The sequence below is a fragment of the Mycobacterium sp. UM_Kg1 genome (genome assembly GCF_000972925.1).
Lineage (GTDB): Bacteria > Actinomycetota > Actinomycetes > Mycobacteriales > Mycobacteriaceae > Mycobacterium > Mycobacterium hiberniae.
On the sequence record NZ_JRMK01000055.1, the window covers coordinates 1 to 25,622 of the forward strand.

At 71.2% G+C, this 25,622-nt stretch carries 27 protein-coding genes and 1 pseudogene; 18 read left to right on the forward strand and 10 right to left on the reverse strand.

Annotated elements, in window-relative coordinates; all coding sequences use genetic code 11:
* Nucleotides 1–109: 109 nt before the first annotated feature.
* The 3 genes from LI92_RS10510 to LI92_RS10520 are packed head-to-tail and all read right to left on the reverse strand — an operon-like array spanning nt 110 to nt 2,964.
* Nucleotides 110–967, reverse strand: a complete 858-nt coding sequence (locus LI92_RS10510; protein WP_046318636.1) for an LLM class F420-dependent oxidoreductase — start codon at nt 965–967, stop codon at nt 110–112.
* A 23-nt stretch (nt 968–990) separates the two neighbouring features.
* Nucleotides 991–2,448 (reverse strand): flotillin family protein, encoded by a 1,458-nt coding sequence (locus LI92_RS10515; protein WP_046318637.1) that lies wholly within the window; start codon nt 2,446–2,448, stop codon nt 991–993.
* A 21-nt stretch (nt 2,449–2,469) separates the two neighbouring features.
* Nucleotides 2,470–2,964 (reverse strand): hypothetical protein, encoded by a 495-nt coding sequence (locus LI92_RS10520; RefSeq protein ID WP_046318638.1) that lies wholly within the window; start codon nt 2,962–2,964, stop codon nt 2,470–2,472.
* A 297-nt stretch (nt 2,965–3,261) separates the two neighbouring features.
* On the opposite strand from LI92_RS10520, the gene infA reads away from it, so the two are divergent.
* The 8 genes from infA to truA all read left to right on the forward strand — a co-directional run bounded on the left by infA (nt 3,262) and on the right by truA (nt 7,858).
* Complete coding sequence (infA, locus tag LI92_RS10525; RefSeq protein ID WP_003418601.1) at nt 3,262–3,483, forward strand: translation initiation factor IF-1; 222 nt, start codon at nt 3,262–3,264, stop codon at nt 3,481–3,483.
* Nucleotides 3,484–3,539: 56 nt separating this feature from the next.
* A complete protein-coding gene (gene rpmJ / locus LI92_RS10530; RefSeq protein WP_046318639.1) occupies nt 3,540–3,653 on the forward strand; it encodes a 50S ribosomal protein L36 in 114 nt (37 codons plus the stop codon).
* A gap of 217 nt (nt 3,654–3,870) precedes the next feature.
* The gene (gene rpsM / locus LI92_RS10535) at nt 3,871–4,245 is read left to right on the forward strand and encodes a 30S ribosomal protein S13 (protein ID WP_046318640.1); all 375 of its coding nucleotides are present in this window, start codon (nt 3,871–3,873) and stop codon (nt 4,243–4,245) included.
* A 5-nt stretch (nt 4,246–4,250) separates the two neighbouring features.
* Nucleotides 4,251–4,661, forward strand: a complete 411-nt coding sequence (rpsK, locus tag LI92_RS10540; RefSeq protein ID WP_046189661.1) for a 30S ribosomal protein S11 — start codon at nt 4,251–4,253, stop codon at nt 4,659–4,661.
* Nucleotides 4,662–4,685: 24 nt separating this feature from the next.
* Nucleotides 4,686–5,291: a 30S ribosomal protein S4 gene (gene rpsD, locus LI92_RS10545; RefSeq protein WP_046318641.1), complete on the forward strand. Its 606-nt coding sequence runs from the start codon at nt 4,686–4,688 to the stop codon at nt 5,289–5,291.
* Nucleotides 5,292–5,362: 71 nt separating this feature from the next.
* Nucleotides 5,363–6,406: a DNA-directed RNA polymerase subunit alpha gene (locus LI92_RS10550; RefSeq protein ID WP_046318643.1), complete on the forward strand. Its 1,044-nt coding sequence runs from the start codon at nt 5,363–5,365 to the stop codon at nt 6,404–6,406.
* Between the two features lie 59 nt (nt 6,407–6,465).
* On the forward strand, nt 6,466–7,011 hold the full coding sequence (gene rplQ / locus LI92_RS10555) for a 50S ribosomal protein L17 (RefSeq protein WP_046318645.1): 546 nt from the start codon (nt 6,466–6,468) through the stop codon (nt 7,009–7,011).
* Nucleotides 6,983–7,858: a tRNA pseudouridine(38-40) synthase TruA gene (truA, locus tag LI92_RS10560; RefSeq protein WP_046318646.1), complete on the forward strand. Its 876-nt coding sequence runs from the start codon at nt 6,983–6,985 to the stop codon at nt 7,856–7,858. The genes rplQ and truA overlap by 29 nt, the downstream gene beginning before the upstream one ends.
* A gap of 8 nt (nt 7,859–7,866) precedes the next feature.
* Here the strand turns inward: truA and LI92_RS10565 are convergent, their stop codons facing one another.
* Nucleotides 7,867–8,502, reverse strand: coding sequence for a cutinase family protein (locus tag LI92_RS10565; protein ID WP_046318647.1), 636 nt, complete (start codon nt 8,500–8,502; stop codon nt 7,867–7,869).
* A 59-nt stretch (nt 8,503–8,561) separates the two neighbouring features.
* The gene (locus LI92_RS10570; protein WP_046318648.1) at nt 8,562–9,257 is read right to left on the reverse strand and encodes a cutinase family protein; all 696 of its coding nucleotides are present in this window, start codon (nt 9,255–9,257) and stop codon (nt 8,562–8,564) included.
* A gap of 116 nt (nt 9,258–9,373) precedes the next feature.
* Here LI92_RS10570 and eccB point away from each other — a divergent pair, with 116 nt between their 5' ends.
* Nucleotides 9,374–10,471 (forward strand): type VII secretion protein EccB, encoded by a 1,098-nt coding sequence (gene eccB, locus LI92_RS10575; RefSeq protein WP_082109664.1) that lies wholly within the window; start codon nt 9,374–9,376, stop codon nt 10,469–10,471.
* On the opposite strand, the gene mycP is transcribed toward eccB, so the two are convergent.
* The gene (gene mycP / locus LI92_RS10580) at nt 10,407–11,714 is read right to left on the reverse strand and encodes a type VII secretion-associated serine protease mycosin (RefSeq protein ID WP_052740761.1); all 1,308 of its coding nucleotides are present in this window, start codon (nt 11,712–11,714) and stop codon (nt 10,407–10,409) included. The two genes, eccB and mycP, sit on opposite strands and share 65 nt — an antisense overlap.
* 3 nt (nt 11,715–11,717) lie before the next feature.
* Nucleotides 11,718–12,875: an EsaB/YukD family protein gene (locus LI92_RS10585; RefSeq protein ID WP_046318650.1), complete on the reverse strand. Its 1,158-nt coding sequence runs from the start codon at nt 12,873–12,875 to the stop codon at nt 11,718–11,720.
* 114 nt (nt 12,876–12,989) lie between these two features.
* Between LI92_RS10585 and eccCb the strand changes: the two genes are divergently transcribed.
* From eccCb to LI92_RS10630, 9 genes are all read left to right on the forward strand, one after another.
* The gene (gene eccCb, locus LI92_RS10590) at nt 12,990–16,556 is read left to right on the forward strand and encodes a type VII secretion protein EccCb (RefSeq protein WP_046318651.1); all 3,567 of its coding nucleotides are present in this window, start codon (nt 12,990–12,992) and stop codon (nt 16,554–16,556) included.
* Nucleotides 16,553–17,725 carry a type VII secretion-associated protein gene (locus LI92_RS10595; RefSeq protein ID WP_046318653.1) on the forward strand — a complete coding sequence of 391 codons (1,173 nt, stop codon included), beginning with the start codon at nt 16,553–16,555 and terminating at the stop codon, nt 17,723–17,725. Before eccCb ends, LI92_RS10595 begins: the two co-directional genes overlap by 4 nt.
* Before the next feature lie 102 nt (nt 17,726–17,827).
* A complete protein-coding gene (locus tag LI92_RS10600; RefSeq protein ID WP_286135011.1) occupies nt 17,828–18,181 on the forward strand; it encodes a WXG100 family type VII secretion target in 354 nt (117 codons plus the stop codon).
* A 12-nt stretch (nt 18,182–18,193) separates the two neighbouring features.
* Complete coding sequence (locus LI92_RS10605) at nt 18,194–18,490, forward strand: WXG100 family type VII secretion target (protein WP_046318655.1); 297 nt, start codon at nt 18,194–18,196, stop codon at nt 18,488–18,490.
* A gap of 275 nt (nt 18,491–18,765) precedes the next feature.
* Complete coding sequence (gene rplM, locus LI92_RS10610) at nt 18,766–19,209, forward strand: 50S ribosomal protein L13 (protein WP_046318657.1); 444 nt, start codon at nt 18,766–18,768, stop codon at nt 19,207–19,209.
* Nucleotides 19,206–19,700, forward strand: a complete 495-nt coding sequence (gene rpsI / locus LI92_RS10615) for a 30S ribosomal protein S9 (RefSeq protein ID WP_046318659.1) — start codon at nt 19,206–19,208, stop codon at nt 19,698–19,700. Before rplM ends, rpsI begins: the two co-directional genes overlap by 4 nt.
* Nucleotides 19,701–19,845: 145 nt before the next feature.
* A complete protein-coding gene (glmM, locus tag LI92_RS10620) occupies nt 19,846–21,177 on the forward strand; it encodes a phosphoglucosamine mutase (protein ID WP_046318661.1) in 1,332 nt (443 codons plus the stop codon).
* A gap of 50 nt (nt 21,178–21,227) precedes the next feature.
* A complete protein-coding gene (locus tag LI92_RS10625) occupies nt 21,228–21,533 on the forward strand; it encodes a type VII secretion target (protein WP_046318664.1) in 306 nt (101 codons plus the stop codon).
* Nucleotide 21,534: 1 nt separating this feature from the next.
* A complete protein-coding gene (locus tag LI92_RS10630; RefSeq protein WP_046318666.1) occupies nt 21,535–22,872 on the forward strand; it encodes a hypothetical protein in 1,338 nt (445 codons plus the stop codon).
* A 58-nt stretch (nt 22,873–22,930) separates the two neighbouring features.
* On the opposite strand, the gene LI92_RS10635 is transcribed toward LI92_RS10630, so the two are convergent.
* The 3 genes and pseudogenes from LI92_RS10635 to LI92_RS10645 form a co-directional block, all read right to left on the reverse strand.
* Complete coding sequence (locus LI92_RS10635) at nt 22,931–23,974, reverse strand: LLM class F420-dependent oxidoreductase (RefSeq protein WP_046318667.1); 1,044 nt, start codon at nt 23,972–23,974, stop codon at nt 22,931–22,933.
* A 137-nt stretch (nt 23,975–24,111) separates the two neighbouring features.
* Complete coding sequence (locus LI92_RS10640) at nt 24,112–24,951, reverse strand: dienelactone hydrolase family protein (RefSeq protein WP_046318668.1); 840 nt, start codon at nt 24,949–24,951, stop codon at nt 24,112–24,114.
* A 40-nt stretch (nt 24,952–24,991) separates the two neighbouring features.
* Nucleotides 24,992–25,622 (reverse strand): annotated as a pseudogene (locus LI92_RS10645) (fatty-acid--CoA ligase); the annotation flags it as partial.

The following is a 25,622-nucleotide window of genomic DNA, read 5'->3' on the forward strand; positions in this document are numbered from 1 at the left end:
GCTGCATACCTACAATCACCACCGGCAACACTCAGCGATCGGGAAAGTCCCACCCATCACAAAGTTGACCAACCTGTCTGGGCAGTACACCTAGGCCCAGTGCCCATCGTCAGTCGCGCGGTGTCAGGCCCAGCGGTCCGGCCAGCTCCTTCAGCGTCGGCACCAGGCGCTCCCAGCCGCCCAGCACCTGAATCGCCACCTGATCCGCGCCGGCCTGCAGGTGCTCGTCGAGCCGGGCCGCGATCTGTTCGGCGCTGCCGTGGGCCACGACCGCATCGATGAACCGGTCGCTTCCGGGCGCGCGCAGATCGCGGTCGCCGAAACCCATCCGGTGCCAGTTGTTGACGTAGTTCGACAGTCGCAGGTAGAAGCCGACCGCCTCCCGTCCGGTCTCGCGGGCCGCGGCCGCATCGGTGGACAGCACCACCTTGTGCTCGGGCGCCAGGAACACCGACGGTCCGATCAGCTCGCGCGCGGTCGCGGTGTGCTCGGGGGTGGTCAGATAGGGGTGTGCCCCGGCGCTGCGCCGCGCCGCCAGCTCGAGCACCTTGGGACCCAGCGCGGCCAGCACCCGGCGGCTGGTCGGCACGCCGGCCGCGTCGAGGGCATCCAGGTACTCGTTGAGGATGCGGTAGGGACTGCGGTACTCGGCGGTGGCCTCGCGGTGCCCCACTCCGATGCCGAGCAGGAACCGCCCCGGGTAAGCGGCCTCGATGCGATGGTAGGACTCGGCGACCGGCTCGGCCGCCGCCGTCCACACGTTGACGATTCCGGTGGCGACCTGCAATGTCGACGTCGCCGCCAGCAGCGGTTCGACGAACGCAAGGTCCGCGGCCGGCGAGCCGCCGACCCAGATGGCGCCGTAGCCCAGCCGTTCGATCTCAGCGGCCTGCTCGCCAGTGGGGGACCCGAAGGTCCACACCGCGTAGCGGCCCAGGTCGGGTTTGAGTGCGAACGTCTCCGACATCGTGACTCCTGTGCTGGTCGCAGTTACTCGGTGGGCAGTGGATGCGAGTTGGGCACGGGTGCGGGTTCAGCGGCAGGCGGACGCAGCATGGCCGCGACGTCCACCCCGGATGCCTTCAGCGTCTCCAGCACCTTGGCAATGCCCAACGGACTGATACCCAGCAGACCGCCGAGTGCATCCTGGGCATCGCCGGCGCCGCCGACGATCGAGAGCCGTTCGATGTCGGACAGCGGCGCGGCCGCGGCCTGGGTGGCCGCAACCACCGAGGTCAGCACATCGGGGAGCATCAACATCCGGGCCGCCTCCGCGCTGTAGCTGTTGAGGGCGTTGGCGATCTCCTTCTTGCCCTCGGCTTCGGCGAGCAGCTTTGCCTTGACGCCGTCAGCCTCGGCCTGGCGTTCCACCCGCAGCGCCTCGGCGGCCGCCTTGCGCGCATCTGCTTGGGCTTCACCGGCCTGTCGGGCGGCCTCCGCCTGGGCCTGAGCCGCCAGGATCGCGGCCTGGCGCTGGCCCTCGGCGCGGGCCACATCGGCCTGCCGCTGCGCCTCGGCGGGGGCGATCACGTCGGCCTGCAGAGCGGCCTGCGCCTGCTCGGCGCGCCGCTGTTCCACTTCGATACGGGCCTGCACCCGGGCGGCCTCGGCCTGCTCGACGGCGATCCCGACATCCTTCTCGGCGCGGGCGTGCGCCAGCGGACCGGCCTGGTCGGCCTGGGCGTTCTCGGCCTCGGTCTGGGCGCGCAGCCGGGCCAGCTCGACGTCGCGCTTCTGATTGGCGACGGCGATCGCGGTATCGGCTTCGGCCTGGGCGACCGCCCCCTCCTGACGGGCCTTGGCCGACTGGATCTGGGCGTCCCGCTCGGCCTCGGCGGTGCCGACTGTGGCGTCCCGCTTCACCTCGGCGATGCGGCGCTGACCCAGCGATTCCAGATAGCCGTTGCGGTCGGAGATTCCGGCGATCTTGAGGACGTCGACTTCCATGCCGATGCGGGCGAGGTCGGTGCCGGCCTCCTCGACCACGCTGCGGGCCAGCGTGTCGCGGTTGGAATTGAGATCCTCGACGGTCATCGTCGCGGTGATACCGCGCAGGCTGCCGGCCAGGATGTCATTGATCTGGCGCTGCAGATCGTCGAGGTTCGACGTCAGGAAGCGTTGCACGGCGGTCTGCACGGCTTCGTCGGCCGAGCCGATCCGGACCAGGCCGACGGCTTCCACGTTGACCGGCACCCCGTTGTTCGACAGCGCGTTCTGCAGGTTGATGCTGACGTTGAACGGCTCCAGGCTCATGATGTCGACCCGTTCGATACCCGGCATCCGGAACCTGGCGCCCCCGCGAACCACCTTGGGCTGCCCGCGCCCGGTGAAAACCGCGACCTCGTTCGGCGGCACCTTCACATAGTTGCGGACATAGATCATCGGCAGCCCGACCAGCAGCAGCAGTGCTGCCACAGCGCCGACGCTCACGATCAGGACAAGTGACATGGTTGCTGCCTCTCCGGCCGGTTACTGAGGGGGTACTGCCACGACGTGCAGGTAGTCGGCGTCGACATCGGCGATGTAGACGCGGGTCGCTTTGGCAAGGGTCAGCGGCTCCGGGCTGACGGCCCGCGACCGGACCCGGTTGCCGTCGGGGTCGACGAAGGCCACCTCGCCCCACCCGCCGGGCGGCACGTCGAGCGTCACCGTGCCCAGCAGGCCGATGTAGGCCGACCGCCCGTGCTGGGAGTTGGCTTCCTGGCGGCGCAGGTATGGCAGCGCCACGCCCTGCAGAAGACAGACCAGTGCGACCGCGGTGCCGAGCCCCAGCGCGCCGGCAGCCGGAGCGCCGAACCCGGCCCAGGTCCCCACCAGCCCGCCGGCGCCTGCTCCGACCAGAGCGGCGGACATCCCGGTCAGACTCAGGAACGGCATCCCGTCGTGCCCGATGTCGGTCAGCAGCACGGCGACCAGCAGTGCGATCGCGCCGACGGCGAATGCCGCCAGGTACACAATCGTCACCGCGCCTCCTGGATCCAAGACCTGCAGGCGGTGGCTACACCGTCCGTCGGGGTCATCCTCGCATGTCGCTGCCTGTATGGATGCGGCATTTTGGCGTGGGAGGCGGATGCGGGTATCGTAGGTCGACGGTGCGGCGTCCGCGTCGACTCTTGCGTGCCCAGTCTGAAGTTCTTGGTGTTGAGCCGAGAATTTCCTGTCACCGGCCCACGTTTTGCAGTCGTAGTCGATGCTGCGCCGTGACGGGCGCATGCAGATGCGACGAAGGATAAGTCAGACACGGAGGATCGCCGGAGCGTAATGGCCAAAAAAGACGGCGCAATCGAGGTCGAGGGTCGAGTGGTCGAACCCCTGCCCAATGCGATGTTTCGCATTGAGCTGGAGAACGGTCACAAGGTGCTCGCCCACATCAGCGGCAAGATGCGGCAGCACTACATCCGTATCCTGCCCGAAGACCGGGTGGTCGTGGAGTTGTCTCCCTATGACCTGTCCCGGGGCCGCATCGTCTACCGGTACAAGTAGCTCCCGAGCGCCGTCGAAACACGTCAACCAGCGATGAGAACAGGACCAGAGCAGCCGTGAAGGTGAACCCCAGCGTCAAGCCGATCTGCGACAAGTGCAGGGTGATTCGTCGGCACGGCCGGGTCATGGTGATCTGCGCGGACCCGCGCCACAAGCAGCGTCAGGGCTAGCGGCCGACCGGCGCTCCCAAGACACGGATCATCAGCCCGGCGTTGCCGGGCATCAGTCACAACTGAATGCAGACCTCCCAGTACCAGTGAGCGGCTGGCATCTTTAGAGATGGGCCGGCTCACACACGCCCGGATCGGAGGCCGGGCCCCGGAGCAGTCGGCCGGGAACGGGCTGGGATCACAACCTCCGCAACGAAGATGAAAGGGGCATGCCCCCATGGCTCGACTTGTGGGCGTCGACCTGCCGCGCGATAAGCGCATGGAGATCGCGCTGACCTACATTTACGGCATCGGCCGTACCCGGGCAGGCGAGATCCTGGCCGCGACCGGTATCGACAAGGACCAGCGCAGCAAGGACCTGACCGACGATCAGCTCACCCAGTTGCGTGACTACATCGAGCGCAACCTCAAGGTTGAGGGCGACCTGCGCCGCGAGGTGCAGGCGGACATCCGTCGCAAGATTGAGATCGGCTGCTACCAGGGCCTGCGGCACCGTCGCGGTCTGCCGGTGCGCGGCCAGCGGACCAAGACCAACGCGCGCACCCGCAAGGGCCCCAAGCGCACCATCGCCGGTAAGAAGAAGGCCAGGTAATCGTCATGCCACCGAAGAAAGCGACCGGCCCCAAGAAGGGTCAGAAGACCCGGCGGCGGGAAAAGAAGAACATCCCGCACGGTGCCGCTCACATCAAGAGCACCTTCAACAACACGATCGTGACGATCACCGACCCGCAGGGCAACGTGATCGCGTGGGCGTCGTCGGGCCATGTGGGCTTCAAGGGCTCGCGCAAGTCCACGCCGTTCGCCGCGCAGCTGGCCGCGGAGAACGCCGCCCGCAAGGCGCAGGAGCACGGCGTGAAGAAGGTCGACGTCTTCGTCAAGGGTCCGGGCTCGGGCCGAGAGACCGCGATCCGCTCGCTGCAGGCCGCCGGCCTGGAGGTCGGCGCGATTTCCGACGTCACCCCGCAGCCGCACAACGGTTGCCGTCCGCCCAAGCGGCGTCGCGTCTAGTCGGGTTCGAGGAGGAGAAACAACATGGCTCGTTACACCGGACCCGCCACCCGCAAGTCCCGCCGTCTGGGCGTCGACCTCATCGGCGGCGACCAGGCATTCGAGAAGCGGCCCTACCCGCCCGGCCAGCACGGTCGCGCGCGGATCAAGGAAAGCGAATACCGTCTGCAGCTGCAGGAGAAGCAGAAGGCGCGCTTCACCTACGGCGTGATGGAGAAGCAGTTCCGTCGCTACTACGAGGAAGCCGTCCGTCGGGGCGGCAAGACCGGCGAGGAGCTGCTGCGCATCCTGGAGAGCCGGCTGGACAACGTGGTTTACCGCGCCGGCCTGGCCCGCACCCGCCGGATGGCCCGCCAGCTGGTCAGCCACGGCCACTTCACCGTCAACGGTGTGAAGGTCGACGTGCCCAGCTACCAGGTGTCGCAGTACGACATCATCGACGTCAAGGACAAGTCGATCAACACCGTGCCGTTCCAGATCGCCCGCGAGCTCGCCGGCGACCGCCCGATCCCGGGCTGGCTGCAGGTGGTCGGGGAGCGTCAGCGCATCCTGGTCCACCAGCTGCCGGAGCGCGCCCAGATCGACGTGCCGCTCACCGAGCAGCTGATCGTCGAGTTCTACTCGAAGTAATCGGCTCGGGGTCCGACCCCGAGTAGCCCCCACCGGCATCAAATAGCGGGTGCCAGAAGGAGAAGAACACCATGCTGATCTCGCAGCGTCCCACCCTGTCCGAAGAGGTTGTGGCCGAGAACCGGTCTCAGTTCGTCATCGAACCCCTCGAGCCCGGCTTCGGCTACACCCTGGGTAACTCGCTTCGGCGCACCCTGCTGTCGTCGATCCCCGGCGCGGCCGTCACCAGCATCCGCATCGACGGCGTGCTGCACGAGTTCACCACCGTGCCCGGCGTGAAGGAAGATGTCACCGACATCATCTTGAACCTCAAGGGCCTGGTCGTGTCCTCGGAGGAGGACGAGCCCGTCACCATGTACCTGCGCAAGCAGGGCCCCGGTGTGGTCACCGCCGGTGACATTGTGCCGCCGGCCGGCGTGACGGTGCACAACCCCGACATGCACATCGCCACGCTCAACGACAAGGGCAAGCTCGAGGTGGAGCTGATCGTCGAGCGCGGCCGCGGGTACGTCCCCGCCGTGCAGAACAAGGTGTCCGGCGCCGAGATCGGCCGGATCCCGGTCGACTCGATCTACTCGCCGGTTCTCAAGGTGACCTACAAGGTGGAGGCCACCCGCGTCGAGCAGCGCACCGACTTCGACAAGCTGGTGCTCGACGTCGAGACCAAGAACTCGATCAGCCCGCGGGACGCGCTGGCCTCGGCCGGCAAGACCCTGGTCGAGCTGTTCGGTCTGGCGCGCGAACTCAACGTGGAGGCCGAGGGCATCGAGATCGGCCCGTCGCCGGCCGAAGCCGACCACATCGCGTCGTTCGCCCTGCCGATCGACGACCTGGACCTGACCGTGCGGTCCTACAACTGCCTCAAGCGCGAAGGTGTGCACACGGTCGGGGAGCTGGTCGCCCGCACCGAGTCCGACCTGCTCGACATCCGCAACTTCGGGCAGAAGTCCATCGACGAGGTCAAGATCAAGCTGCACCAGCTCGGCCTGTCGCTCAAGGACAGCCCGGCCAGCTTCGACCCGTCGCAGGTTGCCGGGTACGACGCTGCCACCGGCACCTGGTCGGCTGACACCGGTTACGACGAGCAGGACTACGCCGAAACCGAACAGCTGTAAAGAATTTCCGTCCCGGCCCTACCTGATACGGGGGTCGGCCCCATTTAGGAGAAGACCCCATGCCCAAGCCCACCAAGGGTGCCCGCTTCGGCGGCTCGTCCTCGCACCAGAAGGCGTTGCTGGCGAACCTGGCCACCTCGCTGTTCACCCACGGCCGGATCAAGACGACTGAGCCGAAGGCGCGGGCATTGCGGCCGTACGCCGAGAAGCTGATCACACACGCCAAGAAGGGCACGCTGCACAACCGGCGTGAGGTGCTCAAGAAGATCCGCGACAAGGACGTGGTGCACTCGCTGTTCGCCGAGATCGCTCCGCACTTCGCGGACCGCAACGGTGGCTACACCCGCATCATCAAGGTCGAGCCGCGTCAGGGCGACAACGCCCCGATGGCCGTGATCGAGCTGGTTCGGGAGAAGACCGTGACCTCGGAGGCCGACCGCGCCCGCCGGGCCGCGGCGAAGGCTGCCAAGGCCGAGAAGCCCGCCAAGGCCGAGGCCGAGGAGAAGGTCGAAGAGCCGGCCGCCGAGGCCACCGAGGCCGAGGCCACCGAAGCCAACGAGGCTGCTGAGGCCACCGATGCGGCCGAGGGTACCGACGAGTCCTGACGATTCGGCCGAAGTCGTCCGGCTTCGGCTCGACATCGCCTACGACGGCACGGATTTCGCCGGATGGGCGGTTCAGGCGGGTCAGCGCACGGTCGCCGGGGTGCTCGATGAGGCCCTGACGACCGTGTTCCGCACTCCGGTGCGGTTGTTCGCGGCCGGACGCACCGACACCGGTGTGCACGCCACCGGGCAGGTGGCCCACCTCGACGTCGCGGCTGAGGCGCTGCCGCATGCGTATTCGCGGACCCGCCGTGACGGCGAACCGGAGTTCTTGGCCCTGACCCGGCGATTGGCGCGTTTCCTGCCGATCGACGTGCGGGTGCTGCGGGTGCAACGCACCGTTGCCGATTTCGACGCCCGGTTCTCGGCGCTGCGGCGTCACTATGTCTACCGGCTGTCGACCGCACCCTTCGGGGTGGCGCCGCAAGAGGCCCGCTACATCACCGCGTGGTCGCGTCCGCTGGACGTCGACGCGATGACGCTGGCTTCCCGAAGCCTGGTGGGGCTCCACGACTTCGCCGCTTTCTGTCGCCATCGCGAGGGTGCCACCACCATCCGGGACCTGCAGCGTCTGGACTGGGTGCGCGACGGGGATCTGGTCACCGCGCATGTCAGTGCCGACGCGTTCTGCTGGTCGATGGTGCGGTCCCTGGTCGGGGCGGTGCTGGCGGTCGGTGAGCACCGCCGCGACCCCGAGTGGTGCGCCGGGCTGTTGAATGCCGAACGCCGCTCCAGCGACTTCACCGCCGCGCCGGCGCGCGGGCTGACGCTGGTCGGCGTCGACTATCCGCCCGACGACCAGCTGGGAGCCCGCACCGTCATCACCCGGGACCTACGGACCCGTTGAACCGGGTGTCAGAGCAGACCGGCGACGAACGAAGCCGCCTGGGTGGTCATGGAGGGCGTGTAGCCCGAATGCGCGGCGAAATTGCGGCCGGGGGAGCAGACCGGATCGCCGTCGGTGCACAGATCGATGGTCTTGAACCCGTACACCGGGCTGTTGGTCAACGGTTGCCCGATCTTGTTCGAGGGGTTGCCGAACACCGCGACGGCCGCGACGTGCTCGGCGGCCTCGGGCGGCAGTGGTGAGGTGAAACCGAATCCGGGCACCGGTGCGGCGGCCACGATGTCGATGATCGCCGCGCCCTGCGAGTAGCCGCCGAGCACCAGGCGGGTGTCGGGGCAGTTCTGGACCATCCACATCACGTGCGCGCTGGCATCGTTGGCCCCGTCGGCGGCACGGCCGAAGTCATAACTGGCCGGATAGTTCACCGCGTAGGCGCCGACCGATCGGCCCGTCCGGCTCCGCAGCGCGCTCACCAGGCCTTCGCCGACCCGGCCCAGGCCCGGCGGTTCGTTGGTTCCGCGGGCGAAGACCACCTCGATATCGGGACAGCCGTCGGCCGCGGCCTCCGGCAGTGCCGAGGCGGTGGGGTCCAACAGCAGCGCTGCCACGGCAGCACCCGAGGCCAGGATGCGCAGTTCCTTCATGGTGGGCGATAGTAGCGAAAATAAGCCTTGATGAACTAACTAAACCCGCGTGGGCCCGGTCACGGTGCCAGCGCCGACACCGGCCCCGCGGCCCGGAGCCGCCCGGCGATGAAGTTGGCCGCCTGGCTGGTCAGGGCAGGAATGTAGCCGTCGGTGTGGTCGGTCCACTCGTTGCCGGGTCCGTCATGGCAGATCGGATCGCCCGGATTGCACAGGTCGAGCGCCTTGGCGCCGAACAGGGCGCTTTGCACGCTGATCGGACCGCCGGCCCGGATCGCGGGGTTGCCGAACGTGGTGACCGCCACCACCTGGTTGGCGTATTCGGCGGGCAGCTGGTTGCCCCAGCTGATGCCGCCGACCCGCGTGCCGGTGACGATGTCGATCACCGAGGCGCCCTGGGAATAGCCGCCCAGCACCAGCTGAGTGTTGGGGCACACGTTCGCGGCGTCTTTGACCCGCCGGATCACGTCGTTGGCTCCATCGCCGCCGCCCAGCTGCAGTCGGCCCGCGGGGTAGTTGACCCCGTACTCGTCGACTCTCTTGGAGGTCTGCTGACGCAGCGAGTCGATGAGGGCCCGGCCCACCCGCCCGACGCCCGGCGGCTCGCTGGTACCGCGGGCGAAGATGACCTCGACGTCGGGGCAGTCGTAGGCGGTGGCTCTCGGTGCCACACCCGGTGCCGCCGCCGGCAGGGTCAGTAGTGCGCCAGCCATCAGGACCGCGGAAAAAATGCTGTTCAACGGAGCAAAACGCATACCCGAGATGGTACCCAAGCCGAAATTCGATACCGACGGGTCTGTGGAAAGCCGTGCACCGTCGCACCGGTCTTGCCGATAGTCTCGCCGCACAGACCGCGGGGACGGGTGGCGAGATGGCGGGGCGATCGGGGACGCAGCTCGAGCTCAGCGCCCACCGCTTCGCGGCCCGCCGGCTGGCAAGGGCGCTCTCCCGCGGCCACGCGACCGGCGACCCCGCCCCCGGGCGGGCCGCGCTGGGCCTGAGCTGGCTGGTCAGTGCGCTCGTCGCCGCGGGGGCGGTGGTGCTGGCCGTCGTGCGGCCGCAGCCGGTGCTGGGTGACGAACCCATTGTCCTGGACCGGGGCAGCGGGGCCTTGTATGTCCGCGTCGCCGACGTGCTGCATCCGGTGTACAACCTCGCGTCGGCGCGGCTGATCGCCGGTGCCGCCGACCCGCTGGCGGTGGACGGCGAGGCGATCCGCCGCGCCCGGCGTGGCCCGCCGCTGGGCATTCCCGGTGCGCCAGGCGTCCTCGGGGCGGCGACGCCGGCCGCGCAGGCCTGGTCGCTGTGTGACGACACCGACGGGACCACGCTCATCGTCGGTCGGGCCCCACGGCAGTCGGCCGGGGTCACGGCGCAGGAGGCGGTGCCGGTGGCCTCCGAGTCCGGGGCCCGCTACCTGCTGGTCGACGGACGGCGGATCGCTGTCGATCCCGCTGACCCGGTGCTGGCCGCCGTGGTGTCGCGGCGCGTTTCGGCCCTGCTGCTCAACGCGATCCCCGAAGCCCCCGCTGCTTCGCCGGTCGACCCCCGCCGGCTGCGGATCACCCCGGCGACGCTGTGCGCGCACTGGCGCCCCGAGGCCCCGGACGCGATCACCCTGTCCACCGGGGCGTTCCTGTCCACCGGGGAGGCCCCGACGGCACTGGCCCAGGCGGACGGGCCGGGGCCCGCCCTGGATGCGGTCTACCTGCCGCCGGGACACACACCCTACGTCCGCGCGATCGACACAGCCGGCCATCCCGTGGGCTCCGGCTATCTGATCGCCGACACCGGGGTGCGGTTCGCCGTCGCCGACGACGATGCGGCGCGCAGCCTGGGACTTGCCGGCCCTGCGGCCGGGGTCCCGTGGCCACTGCTGGCGGGGCTGCCGGCCGGTCCCCGGCTCAGCCGGGAGCAGGCGCTCCGGCCCCGCGACCTGCCCTCCGGCGGGCCGCCAGTCGGGCGGTGACGGCCACCAGCAGCGATGCCAGCAGCAGCGCGGTGCCGGCGACGGTGGTGCCCAACCCGGCGCCAGCCGCGGCGGGTTCGGGGGCCAAGATCACGGCCGGGTCCTGCGACGGTGCCGGGCCACCCTGCTCGCGGGTGGCGGCCGGTTCGAAGGTCAGCGCGGCCAGCGGGTCCACCACGCCGGCGCCGACGTAGTCGTCGCGCCCGCCCGGTGGCGGGTGGGCGGTGGCCGTGATCCGGTCCATCACCTGGCGCGGCGTCCACTGCGGGAACCGCGCGCGGATCAGCGCAGCCACACCGCTGACCACTGGCGCGGCAAAGCTGGTGCCGCGCAGCGCCGAACCGTCGAGACTGTCGGCCATCGCATCGCCGACGGTGCTCAGCGAGCGCACCGACTCGCCCGGGGCCGCCACGTCGACCCAGGGGCCGGGTGCCGTGAAGGCCGACGCGGCGCCCGTGCTGTCCACCGATCCGACGGTCAGCACGTAGTCGTCATACCAGGCCGGTGTGACGATCATGGGCTGGTCGCCGCCGCAGCCCTCGTCGGTGTTGCCCGCCGCGGCGACGACCACGGTGTTCTTCACCTCGACCGCATAGGCCAGGGCGGCTCCCAGCGCGCGGTCGTCGAGGCCGGAGCTCGCGGGCCGGCAGGCCACCGTGGAGATGTTGATGACCGATGCCCCGAGGTCGGCCGCCGTGCGCACCGCCCGCGCCAGCGTGTCGATGTCGCCGATGCCGGGGGCAGCGCCGACGGCACCGAATCGGGTGCTGGACTGGCGGATGGCGATCACGGCGGCCAGCGGCGCGACCCCGGCGAACCGGTCAGTCGTGGGATCGGGTGCGGCCGCGATGATTCCGGCGACCAGCGTGCCGTGCCCGTCGCAGTCACGGGTGCCGTCGCCCGTGGACACGTAGTCACCGCCGCCGACCAGGCCGGGCAGCCGCCGGTGTATCGCCACCCCGGTGTCGATCACCGCAACCCGCTGGCCGGCCCCGCGGGTGAGCGCCCACGCGGCGCTCAGGTCCAGGCCGTCGAGCTGGGTCGTCGGCCCACCCGGGCCCAGCGACGGCACGGTGCACACGTCGCGCTGCACGGTGGGGCGGGTCGGCGCGGCCGGCGCCGGCGGGGGCAGTCGGGTGCCGTCGACGGGGGGCGGTGCCACCGCGTTCGCCGGCGGCGCCCACGGTGGCGTCGCTGCCAGCAGAGCGGCCGCGGCCAGTCGAGCGATCCGCCGGCGCCGCACGGCTCACCCCACCCGCAGCCCGCGGGCGGCGCTGTAGAGCCCCAGCAGCCAGCAGGCCAGCGGCGCCAGCGAACCGAGCGCCAAGCCCTCCAGAACCTCGGCGCCGCGCCGGATCGACACGGACGCGGGGGTGGCGCCGAAACCGAGCGCCGCGGCGGCCAGCGCCACGGCCAGCCCCGCCGGCCACTGCCGTGCCCCGCTGAACGACGCGCCCAGCATCGCGATCCCCAGCGTGGCGGTACCACCGGCGACCAGCGCCGCGATGTGGGCCCCGTCGCTGTGCGAACGGGCGCGCAGCGCCAGCGCCGCACCGGCCGCCGCCGCGAACAGCACGCCGGCCGCCCGCGGTGTCCCGGCGACCGGTGCCGCGGCGATCACGCCGGCGGCACCCAGCACCACCAGCCCCGAGGCCACCGCCACCAACCCGGTTAACAGATCGTGAGCCTGACCGGCCCGGGCGACGGCTGCGTGCGGGCTGCGGGACAACCCGGTGGCCGCGGCGGCGACGCGGTCGGCGACGCGGGTCAGCCAGACACCGGCTCCCGCCGCCACAACGGCCGGCCGTGCCAGGCCGGACCCGCTCAGCGCGACGGCCGTGGCCGCGACCGCCGCCAGCACCGTCAGCCCGGCCAAACAGCACAACATGGTGCGAACCGGCGCGCCGCAGCCGCTCGGCGGAACGGTCAGCAGGGCTACCGTTCCTGCCGCCGCGAACGCCAACAACAGGTTGGGGGCGCCGGGCCCGCCGGGGACGGCCACGAAACCGGCTACCCCGGACAGGCCGCTCGCCGCCAGCGCGGCACTGAGCCGACGTGCCCCCGGAGTCCACGGGCGCTGCATCACCGAAACCGCGGTGGCCAGCTGCTCGGCCGGATCATCGCAGTACACCTGCGGCGCGGGGCATGGCGCGTAGGTCAACACCAGTGTTGCGCCGTCGCGGATCCCCTGTTGCGACAGGGATTTCGTGCCGTCCAGCGCTGCCTTTCCGGGCTCGCAGAGGCGATAGGGGCGCAGCAGCGGTGGGTCCGCCCCGGGTGGCAGCACGTCCACAACAGCGGGGATCAGCGACGCGACCGGAACGCCCGACGGCAGGGCAAGGTCGGCGTGCGCGCGGTCGGTGTATATCGCCACCCGGCGCAGGCCGGAATCCGGAGTGGACACGTCGCGTTCCCCTTTCGCTCTCGATGGGGCGACGCTACGGCCCCGTCGGAGCGCGGGCTTGCGGTTATCCACAGCCGAGTTGCGGGTTCCCGCGGGGCTTCCTACCGTGTGCCGATGACCGGTCCCGCTTTGTGCGTGACTCCACCGGCGCCGCCGCCGCAGAGCGAAATCGCCGTCGCTGCACCGCCATCGGTTCGCGACGGCGACAATCGGATGATCCTGGCCCGACTGCTGCCGATCGGGGCGGGTTTGGCCATACTTGCCGTCACCGTCATTGCCCACCGCGCCGGGGTGAGCGCCCTACGCAGCCCGGTAGCCGTATTACCGGTGATGATGCTCAGCTCGGCGGTCGCCCTCGCAGCGGCGGGACGCAATCGTTCGGGCGGCAACGGCATCGATGACGACCGCCACAGCTATCTGGCCTATCTGAGCCGGCTGCGCGGCGCCGTCACCGAAAGCGCCGCGGCCCAGACGGAATTTGCGCGGTGGTCACATCCTGACCCGGACGTCCTGTGGCAGCTCACCGGTGGGCCCCGGCAATGGGAGCGCGAGCCCGCCGATCCGGCCTTCGGCTCAGCGCGGGTGGGCATCGGGCCGGCCGTGCCGGCCAGCCGACTGGTCGCGCCCGCGCCCGACCCGGCGCGCCGGGCCGACCCGGTCACCGATGCCGCGCTGCGACGTTTTCTCGACACCTATGCCGCGGTGCCCGAGCTGCCGGTCACGCTGGCGGTGCTGGGCGGCGAGCCGTTGCTGCTGGACGGCGACGGCGAGCGTGCACGCGGGCTGCTGCGTGCACTGCTCTGCCAGCTCGCCGTCCTGCACGGCCCCGCCGTGCTGGCGATCGCCGCGGTCACCGGTTCGCGCCGGTGTGACTGGGACTGGCTGAAATGGCTTCCCCACCACCAGCACCCGTCGGCATCCGGGGGAATGCTGCTGACCTATCCCGACCTGGCGGCCGCCGAAAGCGACCTCGCCGGTCGCCGGGCCGTGGTGATCAGTGACGACCCGGCAGGTCTGCGGGTGGCCGAGGCAGGAACGCGCGGCGCCGCTCGCCGCCTGGCTGTGTCGGCGACAACGCTGCACGACCGCGACGGCCGTCTCGGCCGGCCGGACTACCTGAGCCTGCCCGATGCGACGGTGTGCGCTCAGCGACTGGCCTGGTGCCGGGCGGCCGGCTCCGGACGCGGCGACCGGGGGTGGGTTGCGCTGCTGGGCATCGACACCGTCGACGGCTTCGACCCGCCGGCCGCCTGGGCGGGCGCGGCAGCGCAGCGGTTGTGCGTTCCCATCGGCACCGACGACGCCGCCGGCCCGGTGCTGCTGGACATCAAAGAGGCCGCCGAGCGGGGCAGCGGTCCGCACGGACTGTGTATCGGCGCCACCGGATCCGGGAAATCGGAGTTTCTGCGCACCCTGGTCCTGGGCATGGTGGCGCGGCACTCGCCTGAGGACCTGAACCTGGTCCTGGTCGACTTCAAAGGCGGCGCAACCTTCCTCGAATTCTCCCAGGCCCGCCACGTCAGTGCCGTCATCACCAATCTCGCCGAGGAGGCGCCGCTGGTCGACCGGATGCGCGACGCACTGGCCGGAGAGCTGCGGCGCCGCCAGCAGCAGTTGCGCGAGGCCGGGCTGCCCGGCGTGGCCGCATACCGGCAGGCGCGCGCGACCCAGCCGCAGCTACCGGCTCTGCCGGCACTGCTGCTCATCATCGACGAGTTCTCCGAACTGCTGCACCGCCACCCCGACCTCCTCGACACCTTCGTCGCAATCGGCCGGCTGGGCCGGTCGCTGGGAATCCATCTGCTGCTGGCCAGCCAGCGCCTCGAAGAGGGCAGGCTGCGCGGGCTGGAAGCGCACCTGTCCTACCGGGTGTGCCTGAAGACGATGTCAGCCGCCGAATCCCGGATCGTGTTGGGCACCACGGCTGCGCACGACCTGGAAAACATCCCCGGTCTGGGGATTCTGCGCACCGCCGACGGCACCCTCCGGCGATTCCAGACGGCCTATGTCTCCGGTGAGTGCCCGCGCCCCGTGCCGGCGCCCGGCGCGGTCCAGCCGTTCACCGCCGCCCCGATGCACCGCCCCGCCGCCGCAGCAGACCCGGGCGCGCGCACCGTGCTGCAGGCGATGCTGCACAGGCTGTCCGGGCACGGCGCCCACGCGCGCCGAATCTGGCTGGCACCCTTGGGCGATTCCCCGGACCTGGGATCGGTGTTGCGCGCCAACCCTGCTGCCCGCCTGAGCGTTCCCGTCGGCGTCGTCGACCGGCCATTCGAGCAGCGGCGCACCGCCTTGTGGGTCCGGCTCGACGGCGCTGCCGGACACGTCGCAGTCATCGGCGCGCCGCAATCGGGTAAGTCGACCGCCCTGTGCACCCTGATCGCCGCACTGTGCGCCACCCACGATGCGGCCCGGGCGGTGTTCTACTGCCTGGACTTCGGCGGCGGCATGCTTTCGGGCCTCGACGCCGTGCCGCAGGTGGGCGCGGTGGCCGACCGTGCGCACCCCGAGCTGGTCGGGCGGATGGTCGCCGAACTGCAGGCCGTGGTGGCGCGCCGCGAAACCGGCGCCGACCGCGATGCGCCAAGCCAGGGCCCGGCCCCCGACGTCTTCCTGGTGATCGACGGATGGGCGGCGCTGTGCCGCGAATTCGACCTCGAAGCCGCGATCGTCGCACTGGCCGCCGGCGGACTGTCCCACGGCGTGCACGTGGTGCTGGCCGCGTCGCGGTGGGCCGAGGTGCGGCCCGCCCTGCGCGACCTCATCGGCACCCGCATCGAGCTGCGTCTGGGAGATCCCGCCGAATCCGAACTGGACCGCCGGCAGGCCCAGCAGGTGCCGCAGGATCGGCCCGGGCGCGGTCTGACCGCCGAGGGCATGCACATGCGGCTCGCCCGGCCCGAAAACTGGGCGCCGCTGCGGCATCCCGACGGTGTCGTCGCCCCGCCGATCCGGTTGCTGCCGGCCGTGGTGGCGCCCGCAGATGTGGCAGCGGCCGCCGCCGGGCTGCCGGTGCTGGGCATCGGTGAACCCGAACTGGCCGCCGTCGCCCTCGATTTCGGCCGGCAACCGCATCTGCTGATCCTGGGCGAGAGCGAGTGCGGCAAGACCTCGGCGCTGCGCACGCTGTGCCGGGAGCTGGTACGCGCCCACACCGCCGAGCAGGCCCAACTGCTGGTGGTCGACTACCGCCGCGGCCTGCTCGACGTGGTGCCGCCCGGGCACCTGGGCGGCTACGCGGTAACCGCGCCGATGCTCACGAGCCGATTGGCGGACGTGACCGCGCAGCTGTCCGCACGGTTGCCCGGCGCCGGCCTCACCCCGCAGCAGCTACGCGCCCGGTCCTGGTGGTCCGGCCCGCAGTGGTTCGTGGTGGTCGACGACCACGACCTGGTGACCGCGGGCTCCGGCAATCCGCTGACGCCGCTGCTGGACTACCTGCCCTACGCCGCCGATATCGGGCTGCACCTGATCGTGGCGTGCCGAACCGGCGGTGCGGCCCGGTCGGCGTATGAACCGACGCTGAGCGCGCTGTCCGATCTGGGCGCGATGCGGCTGGCGATGAGCGGCGCGGAGGCCCCCGGCGGCTGGGGGCGACCCGCCGACCTGCCGGCCGGGCGCGGCACCTTGACCACGCGGGCCGACGGGCCACGGCTGATCCAGGCGACCTGGGAACCATGAGCGCCGGGCATCGGGCGGTGATCGAGGCCGGGCCCGTCACCATTCGGCGGCTCTGCTGCGGCGGCGCCGAAGCGGCCGGTGCCGTCGCGGCGGTGGAATGGATCGACGACCCGGTCGGGTTGGTCGACGGGCAACCGGTCGCGGTGCCCGAGCTGCTGCGCGACGTGCTGGCCTGCGCCCCGCCCGCGGTGGCGATGGAGCTCATACACCCGGCGTGGTGGCCGAACCGACGCGTGGCGGCGCTCACCGCGGCCGCCGCCGGCGTGCCGGTGCGCATCCGGTCGCGGTCGAGGGTGCTGGCCGGCGCAGCCGGTGCCGCAGCGGTCGTGGAGATCGCCGACGGTCTGGTTGCCGTCACCGGCACCGGAAACCCCGAGATGGTCGCCGAGCCGCGCATCGGCGCCCCCGGCGAGGTCGCCGACGCAGTGGCCCGCCGGGTCCTGGCGGCGCTGGGAGATCGTCGCGACGGCGTGGTGATCGACGCGCCGGATGGGGTCGGCGGGGCCCCGGCGCTGGCGAGCATGATCGACCACCGGTTGGGGCCCGGGGTGCGGGTGACCGTGGCCGACGGGCTGCCCCCGGTTCGCCCGGCCGCCGGTACGCCGGTCGTCGCTGGGACCGTCGCGCGGCATCGCCGGCGGCGCGGGCCGGCTGCCGCCGCACTGGGATTGGCTCTGCCGGTCGGCTGGGCGCTGGTGGTGCACCCGGGCGCCGCACCGGCCCCCGTGCCCACGTCGTATCTGCTCGACGGCGCGGTGGCGATGCAGGTCCCGGCGGACTGGACGGTGCGGCGGGTCAGCGGTGGGTCCGGATCGGCACGGGTGGAGGTGGCCAATCCGGCCGATCCGGATCAGGTGCTGCACCTGACCCAGATACCGGCCCCGGCCGGCGCGCTGGCCGCCGTCGCCGAAGCGCTGCAGCAGGGATTGCGGCGCGCCCAGGCCGAGACGCCGGGGGTGTTCGTGGACTTCGATCCGGCCGGCACCAGCGCGGGCCGGCCGGCGGTGACCTACCGCGAGGTGCGCGCCGACCGTCAGATCGCCTGGGCGGTGCTGGTCGACGCCTCGATCCGGATCGCTGTCGGCTGCCAGAGCGGCCCGGGCGGCGCCGACACCGTGCGCACCGTCTGCGCGCAGGCGGTGCGGTCCGCCCATGCCGTTGGGCGTTGATCGCCCGCCCGCGAAACCGCCCGGTGAGCAACCGGCGGGAACCGGAACGGGCGTATCGCCGTCGAACTACGTATCAGCGAACCGACGACGATAGGGACTGATGTGGGCACACCTTCCGGACCGACCGGGCTGTCCGGATCCGCCGGCAGCACCGCGCTTCACGCCGACTTCGACGTCATGCGCGCCGTCGCAGCGGCCACCGACGCCCGCAACGAGGAGATCCGGGGCATGCTGGCGGCGTTCGTCGCCCGGATGCGCGCGGTTCCGGACTCGGTGTGGTCGGGCCTGGCAGCGGCCCGGTTCCAGGACGTGGTGGATCGCTGGAACTCCGAATCGCTGAACCTGCATCACGCGCTGGCGCGTATCGCCGAGACCATCCGGGGCAACGAACGTGCGCTGCGCGAGGTGGCCGAGGCCCACTCGCACCACATCGCCGCCGCCGGCGACGGAATCTGACCGGTGCCGGGCATGGACACCGCCCTGTCGTACGACTTCGACGAGATCGAATTCGCTGTCCGCCAGGAGATCCACACCACGGCCGCCCGGCTCAACGGGGCCCTGGCGGAGTTGCGGTCGCAGATCGCACCGCTGCAACAGGTCTGGACCCGGGAGGCGGCCGGGGCCTACCACGCCGAGCAGCTGCGCTGGCAGCAGGCGGTCGAGGCGCTGAACCAGATCCTGGTCGATCTCGGCCGGGCGGTGCGCGACGGCGCCGCTGATGTCGCCGACGCCGATCGCCGCGCCGCGGGAGCCTGGGGGAGGTAGGAGAGGCCGCCCCCAAACCGGTGTGGCCCCCGGGGCTGGAGAGCCGTCGGGGGCCACACCGGGTGAACGCCCGGCAGTCGCCGTTTTGACCTGCCCGGATCGCCGCCGGTAAGCTGCTCCGTTGGCGTGCGGTGCCTGCGGGCACAGCGGGTCCTCGGGTCAATGTCGGTCGCCGAGAACCACCCCGCCGTCCACGCCGGACCGGCACCCGGATCACACCGGGATCCGCAAGACCGGGACGACCCGGCTCGAGTTGAAAAGAAGAGGTAAGCGCTGTGCCCACCTATGCGCCGAAGGCGGGTGACACCACACGTTCGTGGTATGTCATCGACGCCACCGACGTGGTGCTTGGCCGGCTCGCCGTTGCGGCAGCAACCCTGCTGCGCGGCAAGCACAAGCCGACATTCGCGCCGAACGTTGACGGCGGTGACTTCGTCATCATCATCAACGCCGACAAGGTCGCCATCAGCGGCGACAAACTGCAGAAGAAGATGGCTTACCGCCACTCGGGTTACCCGGGCGGGCTGCGCAAGCGCAGCATCGGCGAGCTGATGGAGACCCGTCCCGACCGTGTCGTGGAGAAGGCGATCCTCGGGATGATCCCGCACAACAAGTTGGGTCGTCAGATTCAGCGCAAGCTGCACGTCTACGCCGGGCCGGTGCATCCGCACATCGCCCAGCAGCCGATCCCGTTCGAAATCAAGCAGGTGGCGCAATGACCGAGACCGCATTTGAAGGTGCTGAGGTCGACGAGACCGTCGTCGAGGTTGTCGAGGACGCAGTGCACGAGGACGCCGCGCCGGCCTACCAGCCGCACGACCTGGGCCGTCCCATCCAGACCGTGGGCCGCCGCAAGGAGGCCGTGGTCCGGGTGCGCCTGGTGCCCGGCACCGGGAAGTTCAACCTGGACGGGCGCACGCTGGAGGCCTACTTCCCGAACAAGGTGCACCAGCAGCTGATCAAGGCTCCGCTGGTCACCGTGGACCGGCTGGAAAGCTTCGACGTCTACGCCCACCTCGACGGCGGCGGCCCGTCCGGCCAGGCCGGGGCGCTGCGTCTGGCGCTGGCCCGCGCGCTGATCCTGGTCCAGCCCGAAGACCGCCCGGCCCTGAAGAAGGCCGGCTTCCTGACTCGTGACCCCCGGGCCACCGAGCGCAAGAAGTACGGTCTCAAGAAGGCCCGCAAGGCTCCGCAGTACAGCAAGCGCTGATCTGCGATTGCATTCTGGCAGCGAGTTGGGGGTGCCTTCCGCACGCGGAAGGTGCCCCCGGCTTGCTTTTGAGGGTGCTGGTTTCCGGTCCGGCACCGGCGTGTCGGGCCGGGGGCACGCACGCTCGCGGCGATAAAGGATAGTTATGGGTCGACTTTTCGGCACCGATGGCGTCCGCGGGGTTGCCAACCGCGAGCTGACCGCCGAGTTGGCGGTTGCGCTGGGCGGCGCCGCGGCGCAGCGGTTGTCCACCAGCACCGAGCGCCGGGTCGCCGTCGTCGGCCGCGACCCCCGCGCCAGCGGCGAGATGCTGGAGGCCGCGGTCATCGCCGGGTTGACGAGTCAGGGCGTCGACGCGCTGCGCGCGGGCGTCCTGCCGACGCCGGCGGTGGCCTATTTGACCAGCGCATATGAGGCCGATTTCGGGGTGATGATCTCCGCCTCGCACAATCCGATGCCCGACAACGGCATCAAGTTCTTCGGCCCGGGCGGCCACAAGCTCGACGACGCCACCGAGGACCAGATCGAAGATCTGGTCGCCGCCGGCCCGGGACTGCGCCCGGTCGGCGCCGATCTGGGCCGGGTGGTCGATGCCTCCGACGCGCTCGACCGATACCTGCGCCACGTGCGCGAGGTCAACCCGACCCGGCTGGACGGCCTGACCGTGGTCGTGGACTGCGCGCACGGCGCGGCGTCGCAGGCAGCACCGGATGCCTACCGAGCAGCCGGTGCCACCGTGATCACGATCAACGCCGAACCCAACGGACTCAACATCAACGACGGCTGCGGGTCGACGCATCTGGAGCCGCTGCGGGCGGCGGTACGTGCCCACGGCGCCGACCTGGGCTTGGCGCACGACGGCGATGCCGACCGGTGCCTGGCCGTGGATGCCGACGGCAATGTGATCGACGGCGACGCCATCATGGTGGTGCTGGCCCTGGCCATGCGCGACGCGGGTGAACTGGTCGATGACACCCTGGTGGCGACCGTGATGAGCAACCTCGGCCTGCACCTGGCGATGCGCGACGCCGGGATCACGGTGCACACCACCGATGTCGGCGACCGTTACGTCCTGGAGCAACTGCGGGCCGGCGGATTCTCCCTCGGCGGCGAGCAGTCCGGTCATATCGTGCTGCCCCGGATGGCCACCACCGGCGACGGCATCATCACCGGCCTGCGGCTGATGGCGCGGATGGCCCAGACCGGGCGCCCGCTGGCCGATCTGGCCGCGGCGATGTGCACGCTGCCGCAGGTGCTGATCAATGTGGAAGTCACCGACAAGGCCGACGCGGTGGGCCATCCGGCGGTGCGCGAGGCGGTTCGGCGCGCTACCGAGGAGCTCGGCGACACCGGGCGAATCCTGTTGCGGCCCTCCGGTACCGAACAGCTGGTGCGGGTGATGGTGGAGGCGGCCGACGAGGAGACATCCCGCCGGGTCGCCGCCGAGGTTGCCGACGTGGTGCGCGCCCGGCGCTGACTCGGGCGAATCGGCGGGAACCCCGCTCGCCGTGGCGGCGTCCTACCCGTATGGGACGACGACAACAGCTTCACCTTGATGCCGCGGCGTTGTGTTCGGTGGCCGACCACTTCGACACGACCGCGGCGGCCATGGACACCGCCACGCGAATCCGGCTGGGCGGCTTGACCTTCGGTGGCGTCACGGCGGGCCGCGACAGTGTCGGGGCGGGGGAGGAGCTGCGCCGCGCCCTGCAGGGCTGGGTTCCGGAGCTGATCCGCTGGTCGCGGGCCGCCACCGAGATCGCCGCGGCGCTGCGGGCCGCGTCGGCGCGCTACCGGCAGGTGGAGGTGCTGGCGGCGGAGCGAGTCGGCTGACGTGACGGCACGATTCGATGTGCCCGCACGGCTGGCGCAGGGACGCGAGGCGGTCGCTGTCACGCAGGCCTACGTCTCGGCGTGCCACCGACGGGGCTACCGCGATGCTGAACTGACCGGCTATGACGGCCAGCTCGCCGACCGCTACGACAGTGAAGCCGGTCTGGACCTGCGGGCGCTTGACTCCGACTGCACCGAGTTGCTCGCCCTGGCCGACGCCGCCGAGGATGCACTGCACACCCAGCGCCGCCACCTTGCCGCGCTTCAGGACGCCTGGCGTGGCCCCGGCGCCGACGCCGCCGCGGAGTTCCTGCGCCGGCACTGCGACACCGCTGCTGCGCTCACGGACCGGCTGCGCGCCGCGGCCACCGGGCTCGGTGTCCTGCGCGACGAGCTGTGGCGGTTGGTCGATGTCAAGGTCGCGGCCGTGCTGGGGGTCGATGCGCGGGTGGGCGCGCAACGGTCGGCTTGGCTGTCGGCGGCGTGCGCGGTGAACGCCGGCACCGCGGACGAACGGGCCGTCGACATCGTGGAAAAGCAGGTGCTGGCATACGTGGACAACGATGTTCGCGGCGATTGGGTCGCAGCAGTCCGCGCTGCCCAGGACGGCATTGCCGAGGCATACCGCACCGCGATCGCCGCGGCCGGCCCCGGGCCGGGGGTGTGGTTCGCAGTTCCGGCAGACCTCGGGGGAATCCCGCGGCCCGAGGACCCGGAGACTGTGCCGGTTGCCGAAGATGGTGGCCGGCCGGCGGCGGCTGTGGTCGCGGCGTCAGACGATCCAGCGCGGCCGTTGCGCTCGGCGGCCCCGCATCCGGGGCCACCCGCGGGACCGTTCGACGGCGGTGCGCCGGGCACTCCCGGCGCGGTCGAGCCGCCCGGGACGCGGGCCGTCCCGGGTGACTGGGGCTGGCCGTCGGCCGGCCCGCTCGGTGGGACCGGCGGCGGGCTGGGCGGCCTGCCCGGACTGGGCGGGCTGATTCCGGGGACCGCCGATACGTTCGGTGCCGACGAGCCGTTCCGCGATCCTTTCCAGGACCGAGCCGAAGCCGAACACGCCGAGCCCGCCGACTCCGAGGGGTCCCCAGACGCTGACGAAGCCGCCGATGCCGAGCCGGAGTCAGATCCCGCCGAGTCGTCCGCTGACCGAGACGATCCGCAGGACCGCAACGCGCCACTCGGTGATGCCGCGGGGGAGGCGGCCCCGTCGGTCGGCAATCGGGAACCGGAAGCGCCGAGCGCCGACACCGATGCCGGGCAGCCCGTGGCGGCGTCGGACGTCGCACCTCAGACGCCGTGTGACATCGCGGCCCAGGAGTTACCGCACGCGGGCGGGTGAGGGTGCCGCAGACCCGCGGGTCATTGCGGGCAAGATCGCGCGGCCGGGCCGCGCTGGATCACGACGGAAGCAGGTCTCGCAGTTCTGCGACGTACCGCAGCGCCTCGTCCGGCCCGGTTGCCAGCGGGGCCACCAGCAGTGTTGTCACGCCGGCCTCGGCGTAGGCGGCAAGTCGTTCGGCCACCAGGCCGCGGGGCCCGACCAACGAGGTGTTGCGGACCAGCTCGTCGGGCACGGCATTGATCGCCTCGGTCTTGCGTCCGGCCAGGTAGAGCTCTTGAATGCGATCGGCGACCTCGCCGAACCCGTAACGGGTGGCCAGGTTGTGGTAAAAGTTCCGGCCTTTGGCGCCCATCCCGCCGATGTACAGCGCCAGCTGAGGCTTGGCCCAGGCCAGCCGGTCTTCCACGTCGTCGCCGATGGCCAACGTCGCCCCGACGATAACGTCCAGGGGCGCCATCGCAGGATCACGCCTGGCCGCACCGGCCTTGAGTGAATCGCCCCAGATGTCCTGCGCCCGTTCCGGATAGAAGAAAACCGGTTGCCACCCCTCGGCGATCTCGGCGGTCAGCTCAACGTTCTTGGGGCCCAGGGCGGCAATCGAGATCGGAATGCGCTCCCGAACCGGATGGTTGATCAACCGCAAAGCCTTGCCCAGACCGGTTCCGCGTTCGGGCGGAAGGGGCAGCTGGTAGTGCTTGCCCGCATAGTCGAGTCGTTCCCGGCGCCAGACCGCCCGGCAGATCTCCACGACCTCGCGGGTGCGTCCCAGCGGAGCGTCGAAGGCAACGCCGTGGAAACCCTCCACCACCTGCGGGCCCGACGTGCCCAGGCCCAGGGTGAAGCGGCCCTCCGACACGTAGTCCAGGCCGGCGGCCGTCATGGCCAGCAGGGCGGGCGTCCGGGTGTAGATGGGCAGGACCCCGGTGAGCAGCTCGACCCGCGAGGTCTTGGCGGCCAGGAACCCCAGCTGGCTGATGGCGTCGAACGAGTAGGCCTCGGCGACCGCGACCACATCTATGCCGATCTTCTCCAGCTCGACGACCTGCTCGGCGGCTTCCAAGAATCCGCCTGCGTAGCTCAGCTGTGTACCGATGCGCATCACTCACACATACCAGTCTTTGCTGACGGTGCAGCGCCTCGGGGGGCCGGCGGCAGCGGCTACTCAGGGAAAAAATATGGCGCATTACGAGATAATCGACGATTGGGACGGGCGAGGACGGGCGCCGCGGACCGCGGCTACCCGAACAGTGCGGCGAGCTTCTCCTCCGGCGGCAGCGGCTCCGGCAGGGGTCCCGGTGCCTGGGTTCGCGGCAGGGCCGCCTGCGGGTCGGCGAAGGCCCGGAACGCTTTGTCGCCCACCAGTTGTGCCATGAGGTAGCCGGTCAGCAGAGCGCGCACCCGGCGCTGGGTGCGCCGGTCCGACGTCGGCAGGCCGAAGAACCCGGTGAGACGGCGGCCCTGCGGCAGCCCGGCCGGCGACACCTTGTCGATCACCCGCAGCGTCGCGGGCCCCCACGCGTGGGCCAGCTCGATCGCGTTTGACCGCAATGCTTTGGGGTCAGCGGCGCTACTGAACACCACGCCCGGCACATCGAGTGCGGCCGCCGCCAGCTCGGCGGGCGGTGTGGTGACGGTCGGGAAGATCGCCGCCACGGCCTTGGGCGTGATCGGCAGTGCTGCCGCGGCGAACACCGCGGCCGAACCGCCGAAGCCGTGACCGGCCACCCCGAGCCGGCCGGGGTCGACGCTGATACGCCCCGGCCCCAGCCGGATGTCGATGGCGATCTCCAGGGCGCGGCCCAGGTCGGCGGCCAGGGTCAGCACCGACGGCGCCAGCCCTCGTTCGGTGGCCGGCGCCACCGCCACCACACCCCAGGAGGCCAGGTGCTCCAGCAGTCCGGCGTAGCGATCGGCCCCGGTCAACCAGTCGTGCCCGAATGCCACGGCGGGCAGCCGGTACCCGGACGCGGGGGTGTACACCACCCCGGCCAGGCCGGCATAAGCCAGGTCCCCGCGCAGGACGCGATGCGGGCCGGGACGGGTCAACGCGGCGTAAAGACGCTTGGTGCTGGCCATCCGATGACGGTAACGCACCGGCGACACCGGCGTTGCGGGGTCAGTCCGGTCGCGACCTCCAGTACTGCAGTGCCACCGCCTGCTGCGCCGCGGCGGCGGTCCGGGCGGCCGCCGCGGGATCGGCGGGACCGGTGCGCCTACCCGGCGCCGCCCGCCGTTGCGCCACCGCGGCGAAGCCGCCGTCGAGGTACTGCTGGCGGGCGGCCTGGCGCTGGATCTTGCCGCTCGACGTGGTCGGGATGGAACCGGGACCGACCAGGACCACCTCGTGGGGAGCGATTCCCTGGTGGCGCACGACGGCTGCCTCGATCGCGTCCAACATGCCGGCGTACGCGGCCGCACCGGCTGGATCGACCTCCTGGATCAGCACCAGTTGCTCGTCGGCATCCGGCCCGGTGCCCGCGGCGAAGGCTGCGCCCCGGCCGGACAACAGCGCCGGGTGGCTGCCCTGCGCCGTCTTCTCGATGTCGTTGGGGTAATAGTTGTTGCCGCGCAAGACGATCAGGTCTTTGCAGCGTCCGGTGATGAACAGCTCCCCGGCTTGCAGAAAGCCCAGGTCCCCGGTGCGCAGGTAGGGGCCCTCCCGGGTGTCGGCCAGGTAGGCCCCAAACGTCTGTTCGGTGTCCTCGGGCTTGCCGCGATAGCCCTGGGCCTGTCTCTTATACACATCT